This is a genomic window from Cellulophaga tyrosinoxydans, assembly GCF_900176415.1.
In the GTDB taxonomy this organism is placed as follows: domain Bacteria; phylum Bacteroidota; class Bacteroidia; order Flavobacteriales; family Flavobacteriaceae; genus Cellulophaga; species Cellulophaga tyrosinoxydans.
This window is the reverse complement of the sequence record NZ_FWXO01000003.1, coordinates 411950-419764: the sequence shown is the minus strand read 5'-3', so window position 1 is coordinate 419764 and position 7815 is coordinate 411950. Positions and strand designations below refer to the sequence as shown.

At 35.2% G+C, this 7815-nt stretch carries 3 protein-coding genes and 1 rRNA gene; 1 reads left to right on the top strand and 3 read right to left on the bottom strand.

Going from position 1 to position 7815, the window contains the following annotated elements; genetic code table 11:
- Positions 1-70: 70 nt before the first annotated feature.
- Positions 71-182, top strand: a 5S ribosomal RNA gene (gene rrf / locus B8963_RS11490).
- 165 nt (positions 183-347) lie between these two features.
- On the opposite strand, the gene B8963_RS11485 is transcribed toward rrf, so the two are convergent.
- From B8963_RS11485 to B8963_RS11475, 3 genes are all read right to left on the bottom strand, one after another.
- Positions 348-1817, bottom strand: coding sequence for a glutamate synthase subunit beta (locus B8963_RS11485; RefSeq protein WP_084061661.1), 1470 nt, complete (start codon positions 1815-1817; stop codon positions 348-350).
- 9 nt (positions 1818-1826) lie between these two features.
- A complete protein-coding gene (gltB, locus tag B8963_RS11480; RefSeq protein ID WP_084061660.1) occupies positions 1827-6335 on the bottom strand; it encodes a glutamate synthase large subunit in 4509 nt (1502 codons plus the stop codon).
- 329 nt (positions 6336-6664) lie between these two features.
- Entirely contained in the window at positions 6665-7807 is a 1143-nt protein-coding gene (locus B8963_RS11475; RefSeq protein WP_084061659.1) for an acyl-CoA dehydrogenase, read from the bottom strand.
- Positions 7808-7815: the final 8 nt, after the last annotated feature.

Below are 7815 nucleotides of genomic sequence, written 5' to 3'. Positions count from 1 at the left end.
ATTTTGTCCCTTTAATATGTTAACAAAATTGTTGTTAGTCTACTTAAATATGTAAACGCAACTAAAGATTTAAGGTGGCCATGGCGATGGGGTCCACCCCTTACCATTCCGAACAGGGAAGTTAAGCCCATCAGCGCCGATGGTACTGCTATACCAAGTGGGAGAGTAGGTCGTCGCCTTTTTTTAAGCAAGTCCTCAATAGAAATATTGAGGACTTTTTTTGTTTATATAAGATACAAAAGGAGTAATAGAATGGCTTGCTTTAAATACAAACCACGAAACTATATAACATAAAAAAACCACTTACAACAGTAAGTGGCTTCTAAGTTTAAGTGTTTGTTGAGTGCTTATATTCTCGGTAAATCACCATCACCTTTTAATGGTAATAAAGATTTTGTTCCCATTAAATATTCATCTATATGATGTGCTGCTTGTCTGCCTTCAGATATTGCCCAAACAATTAATGATTGTCCTCTTCTTTGATCCCCTGCTACAAATACACCGGGAACATTAGTCATATAATCTTTAGCAGATGCTTTTATATTTGTTCTTGTATCGGCTTCTAGCCCTAGTTGTTCTGCAATGGTCATTTCTGAACCTGTAAATCCTAAAGCGAGTAATGCTATTTCACATTTCCACTCTTTCTCCGTGCCTTCTACTTCTTTAAGTTGTGGTCTTTGTCCTGGTTGTTTAATCCATTCTACTTCCGAAGTAATTAAACCTTTAAGATTACCATCCTTATCACCAATAAATTTTTTGGTTGAAATACTAAAGAACCTTTCTGCTCCTTCTTTATGAGATGTACTAGTACGCAAGCGCATTGGCCAATACGGCCAAGGTTGATCTTCAGGGCGTTCTGTAGTTCCTTTAGGCATAATTTCAAAGTTGGATACTGATTTTGCTCCATGTCTAAATGAAGTTCCTATACAATCAGAACCTGTGTCACCACCACCTATTACAACAACGTTTTTGTCAGTGGCTTTTATCTCTTCGCCTAAATCCTTTATACCATCAACTCTTCTATTGTTTTGCGCCAGGAAATCCATAGCTTGGACGACACCTTTTAAATTCGATCCTTCTATTGGAAGATTTCTTCTAACTGTAGCGCCACCACAAAGGATAACGGCATCAAAATCTTTTTTAAGTTGATCTGCTTTGATGTCTACTCCAATATGAACACCAGTTTTAAAAATGATACCTTCTTCTTTTAATACTTCAAGTCTTCTATCTATAATATGTTTTTCCATCTTGAAATCTGGGATGCCATATCTTAAAAGACCTCCTGGTTTTTCATCTCTTTCAAAAACAGTTACTGTATGTCCAGCTCTATTTAATTGCTGTGCTGCAGCTAAACCTGATGGACCAGAGCCTACAACTGCTACTTTTTTTCCAGTTCTTGAAGCTGGAGGATTAGCTTTGATCCAGCCATTTTTAAATGCTGTTTCTACTATGTTTTTTTCAATATTCTCAATAGATACCGGATCTTCATTTATACCAAGTACACATGCTTCTTCGCAAGGAGCTGGGCATAAGCGTCCAGTAAATTCAGGAAAATTATTTGTAGAATGTAATATAGATGATGCTTTATCCCATTTGCCATGGTAGACAGCATCATTAAAATCAGGGATTAAATTTCCTAAAGGACAACCGCTGTGGCAAAAAGGTATTCCACAATCCATACAGCGTGCTCCTTGTTCTTTAAGTTCTTTTTGTTCCATAGGAAGCGTAAATTCCTTATAATTTTTTAAACGCTCTTCTACGGGTGCATACTGTTCAACTTTTCTATCGAATTCTAAAAATCCTGTTATCTTTCCCATGTGTTCGATTTATATAGTTTCTAATTTTTCGTTTTCTAAACGAATTAATGCTTGTTTGTATTCTTCAGGGAATATTTTTACGAATTTTGGTAATGAAACTTCCCATTTTTCTAAAATTCTTTGTGCTAATGGACTTAATGTAGCATTATAATGATTCTCTATTAATGCTCTTAATTCAGCAATATCTTTATCTTCGTCTACAGGTAAAATATTTAATGCCTCTTTATTGCATTTCTTCTCGAAAGTTTTATTTTCATCAAAAATATACGCAATTCCACCACTCATACCAGCTCCAAAATTTCTACCTACTTCTCCTAAAATCACTGCAATACCTCCAGTCATATATTCGCAGCCATGATCACCAATACCTTCTACAACGGCTTTAGCTCCAGAATTTCTAACACAAAAACGTTCTCCAGCTTTTCCATTTATGTAAGCCTCTCCAGAAGTTGCTCCATATAGGGTTACGTTACCTGTAATTACATTTTCTTCGGGTTTAAAAGTTGCTTTGTCTGGAACTTTAATAATTAGTTTTGCTCCAGATAGGCCTTTGCCTAAATAGTCATTAGTGTTTCCATTAACAATCATTGTAATACCTTTAGTGCTAAATGCACCAAAACTTTGTCCTGCTGATCCAGTAAAATTCAATTTTAAAGTGTTCTCTGGAAGACCTTCGGCACCATAAATTTTTGAAATTTCATTACTTGTAATTGCGCCAACGGCTCTATCTAGATTGGTGATTGGGTAATCTATACTTATTTTTTCTTTTCTAAATAAAGCTGGATGCGCTTTTGCAATGATATCAAACTCAATAGATTTTTCAATATGATGTTCTTGCTTTTGGGTGTTGTAAAATTTAGTACCTGCAGGAACGTCGACTTTGTATAAAATAGGAGTTAAATCAATACCTGATGCTTTGTAATGGTCTATTGCTTTTTTTCTGTCCAATTTTTGCACTTGACCAACCATTTCATTGATTGTCCTGAAGCCTAATTGAGCCATTATTTCTCGTAATTCTTGTGCTACAAAATACATGTAATTTACAACGTGTTCTGGTTTGCCTTTGAATTTTTTACGTAATTCTGGATTTTGTGTTGCAATACCAACCGGGCATGTGTTTAAGTGGCAAACACGCATCATGATACATCCTGAGGCAACAAGTGGCGCTGTTGCAAAGCCAAATTCTTCAGCACCTAATAAGCAAGCTACGGCAACATCACGACCTGTTTTTAATTGGCCATCACATTCAAGAACAATTCTATTTCTTAGGTCGTTCATTACGAGTGTTTGCTGCGCTTCTGCAATACCAAGTTCCCAAGGTAAACCTGCATGTTTTAATGAGGTTAATGGAGAGGCTCCAGTTCCTCCATCAAATCCAGAGATTAATATTACATCTGCTTTTGCTTTAGAAACTCCAGCAGCAACGGTTCCAACACCAACTTCCGATACAAGTTTTACATTTATTCTTGCTTCTCTATTGGCTGATTTTAAATCGAAGATTAATTGTGATAAATCTTCAATTGAATAAATATCATGATGTGGTGGTGGTGAAATTAAACCAACATAAGGAGTGGAATTTCTAGTTTTGGCGATAGAAGGATTTACTTTTGGTCCTGGTAATTGCCCACCTTCTCCAGGTTTAGCTCCTTGAGCCATTTTAATTTGAATCTCTTGTGCGTTGGATAGATAGTTGGATGTAACTCCAAAACGACCTGAAGCAACTTGTTTTATGGCGCTATTTTTCCAATCGCCATTTTGATTTTTATAAAAACGCTCAGCATCCTCCCCGCCTTCTCCTGAATTACTTTTACCTCCAATACGGTTCATGGCAATAGCTAAGTTTTCATGAGCTTCTTTACTTATGGATCCATAAGACATTGCTCCCGTTTTGAAACGTTTAACAATTTCAGTCCAAGGTTCCACCTCATCTAAAGGAATAGGGTCGTAATTTGAGAATTCGAACAATCCTCTTATTGTCATAAGATTTGCAGATTGTTCATTCACCATTTCGGCAAATTCTTTGTAGGATTCTGGTTCGTTATTTCTTACGGATTGCTGTAACTTGGCAATGGATAATGGATTAAACATATGTTTTTCTCCATTTCTTCTCCATCTATATTCTCCCCCTATTTCTAAATCTAAATTAGCGTCAACCGTTTTAGTCTCGAAAGCGTTTTGGTGGCGCTTGGCAATCTCTTTTTCTATCTCGTATAATCCAATACCTTGTATTCTAGTTGCGGTATTTGGAAAGTATTTTTCTACCACTTTCGTGTTTATACCAATACATTCGAATAATTGAGAGCCTCTATAAGAATTCAATGTAGAAATACCAATCTTATTCATGACTTTAAGAATCCCTTTCCCAACAGCTTTGTTATAATTTTTAATAGCTTCTTCTGCTGTGAATTCAGTAATGTCATGTTCTTCTATTTGTTCCGTTATAATTTCATTAACCAAATATGGGTTAATAGCACTTGCTCCAAATCCGAATAATAATGCAAAATGATGTACTTCTCGAGGTTCTGCGGATTCTATTATTACGCTCAATTTAGAACGCTTTTTTAATCTTTGAAGTCCACTATTTACATAGGAACATGCTAAAACTGCAGGTATTGGTGCTAAATCTTTACTTACATTACGATCTGAAAGAATAATTATGTTTGTACCTTCATCTATAGCTTTACTCGCTTGGTCTAGCATTGTTTCTAATGCATCTTCTAGTCCATTATTTCCTTTGTTTACTTCATAAAGAATAGGAATAGAAGTAACCTTATAGTCTGGACTTGCATCGTAATTTTTTATTTTATCTAAATCTTCTTTTGAAATTACAGGATTTTGAATTTTTAATTTACGACAATGCAATTCATTAAAATCAAAAATATTGTGATCACTTCCAAGTGTTAAACTAATATCAGTAATTAGTTCTTCACGAATACCGTCTAATGGAGGGTTCGTTACTTGGGCAAAAAGCTGTTTAAAATAGTTGTAAATTAACTGTGGACGTTCAGATAAAATTGCTATTGGTGTATCGCTACCCATTGAACCTAGTGGCTCTTTGGCGGTTTTACCCATTGGCAATATAATAGTATTTATATCTTCTAATGTGTATCCGAAAATCGCCTTTCTTTTATCTAAAGATGCTTCGTTTAAAAATAACGGGCAATCATTATAAGGTATATCTCTAAGGTGAACTAGGTTTTTGTCTAGCCATTTTTTGTAAGGATGTCTTTGAGCTATTTCTTCTTTAATCTCTTCATCATTTACAATACGCCCTTCTTCCATGTTCACAAGAAACATTTTACCGGGCTCTAATCGGCCATGAAATTCAATATTTTCTGGCTCAATTTCTACTACTCCTGTTTCGGAGGACATAATTACATATCCATCTTTAGTAACTGTATATCTTGATGGTCTTAAGCCATTACGGTCTAATACTGCACCAATATAATTTCCATCTGTAAAAGGAATAGAAGCTGGACCATCCCAAGGTTCTGAAAGACACGAATTATATTCGTAGAATGCTCTTTTTGCTTCAGACATATCTGGATTTTTTTCCCACGCCTCAGGTACTAAAATCATCATAACTTCTGGAAGTGATCTTCCGGTCATTAATAACAATTCAACTACCATATCCATCGTAGCAGAATCTGATTTTCCTGGTAAGATAACTGGCAGAATATTTTTTATTTCATCGCCAAATAAATCGCTCTTTAGTAATTCTTCTCTAGAACGCATGCGTGTAACATTGCCTCTAAGAGTGTTTATTTCGCCGTTATGACACATGTATCTAAATGGCTGAGCTAAATCCCAGGTAGGAAATGTATTTGTAGAAAAACGCTGATGCACTAATGCAAGTCTTGTTACTACTCGCGGATCCATTAAATCTTTATAGTAAAGACTTATGTCTTCGGGCATTAGTAGTCCTTTAAATATAATTATTTTTGTGGATAGACTAGGTACGTAGAAAAATTTACTCTCGGATAATTTGGAAGCTAATATCTTATGTTCAGTTGTTTTTCTAGCGATATATAATTTTAGATTAAAATCGAAAAAGGTTTGTTCGGGATTTTCTTTGGCAACAAAAATCTGCATAACATAAGGTTCTGTTTCCATAGCTATACGCCCAGGAATGGATTTGTTAACCGGAACATTACGCCACCCTAATAATTTTAATCCCTGTTTTTTAATGTTTTCTTCAAAAACGGCAATACAAAATTCTCTTTGGTTTTGTTTTTGCGGCAGAAATATATTCCCAGTAGCATAATCACCTGCATTCGGCAGCTCAAAATCACATACCTCTTGAAAAAAGTCATGAGGAATGTCAATTAAAATTCCAGCACCATCTCCTGTTTTTCCATCAGAACTAACGGCTCCTCTATGTTCTAGTTTTTCTAAAATTTCTAATGCCTTATGAATTATATCATTAGACTTTTTGCCCTTTAGACTGCATATGAAACCTGCTCCACAGTTATCATGCTCAAATTCCGGTAGGTATAACCCTTGCTTTTCCAACGCCATAAATTATTGTATTTCCTCAAAAATATCACTTTACTTGAATTATTTATACCATATATGTTGTTATTTAACAAAAAAAGCAGCGTTTGGAATAAATCATTAAAAAAAAATCATTTTTAATTTTAAGTAATGGTTAATTTAAGATTATGATAATAACATGCATTATGGAATGCTATAGCTGTTAAATTCAGGGGTTAATTCAGATAAAAGTCATTTTTTTCTTTTAAAAAGCTGATATTTTAGGGGGTTTATTTAAGATAAACATAAAAAAACCAAAAACACCCCTAAATATTTAGGGGTGTTTTTGGTTTCACTTATTTTTTAATCAACTTTTAGTCCTTTAAAATGCTCCTTGAGATTACAATTTTCTGAATTTCTGAAGTACCCTCATAGATCTGTGTAATTTTAGCATCACGCATTAACCTTTCCACATGGTAATCTTTTACGAAACCGTTGCCACCATGTATTTGAACTGCTTCAACAGTGGTCTCCATTGCAACTTGTGAAGCATATAGCTTTGCCATTGCGCTAGATAAATCGTAATTTTTTCCGTTATCTTTGTCCCATGCAGCTTTGTAAACCAAATATCTTGCAGCTTCTATTTGCGTGTGCATATCGGCTAATTTGAAAGCAATCGCTTGATGATTTGAGATTTCTGTACCAAATGCTTTACGTTGTTTAGAATATTTTAATGCTAATTCGTATGCACCGGCAGCAATACCTAGGGCTTGTGAGGCAATTCCAATTCTTCCGCCTCCAAGTGTTTTCATTGCGAATTTAAACCCAAATCCGTCTTCACCAATTCTATTTTCTTTAGGTACTTTTACATCATTAAATAATAAGGAGTGGGTGTCACTACCTCTAATTCCCAGTTTATTTTCTTTTGGACCTATTTCAAAACCAGGCATACCTTTCTCTACAATTAATGCATTGATGCCTTTGTGGCCTTTTTCAATATCGGTTTGAGCAATTACAAGATAAACACTTGCAGTGCCTCCATTAGTTATCCAGTTTTTTGTACCGTTTAAGATGTAATGATCGCCTTTGTCAATAGCAGTAGTTTTTTGCGAAGTTGCATCGCTTCCTGCTTCTGGTTCAGACAAGCAGAATGCTCCAATTATTTCTCCAGTGGCAAGTTTTGTTAAATACTTTTTTTTCTGTTCTTCATTGCCAAATGTTTCAAGTCCCCAGCAAACTAGAGAATTGTTTACAGAAACAACTACTGATGCTGATGCGTCGACCTTAGATAGTTCTTCCATGGCAATGGCATAAGACATTGTGTCAAGTCCACTTCCTCCATATTTAGGGTCTACCATCATTCCCATAAACCCAAGCTCACCTAGTTTTTTAATCTGCTCAGCTGGAAATTTTTGTTCCTCATCTCGTTCAATTACTCCTGGTAATAGTTCATTTTGAGCAAAATCTCGAGCTGCTTGTTGAATCATTAATTGTTCTTCTGATAATGTAAATTCCATATGATTGC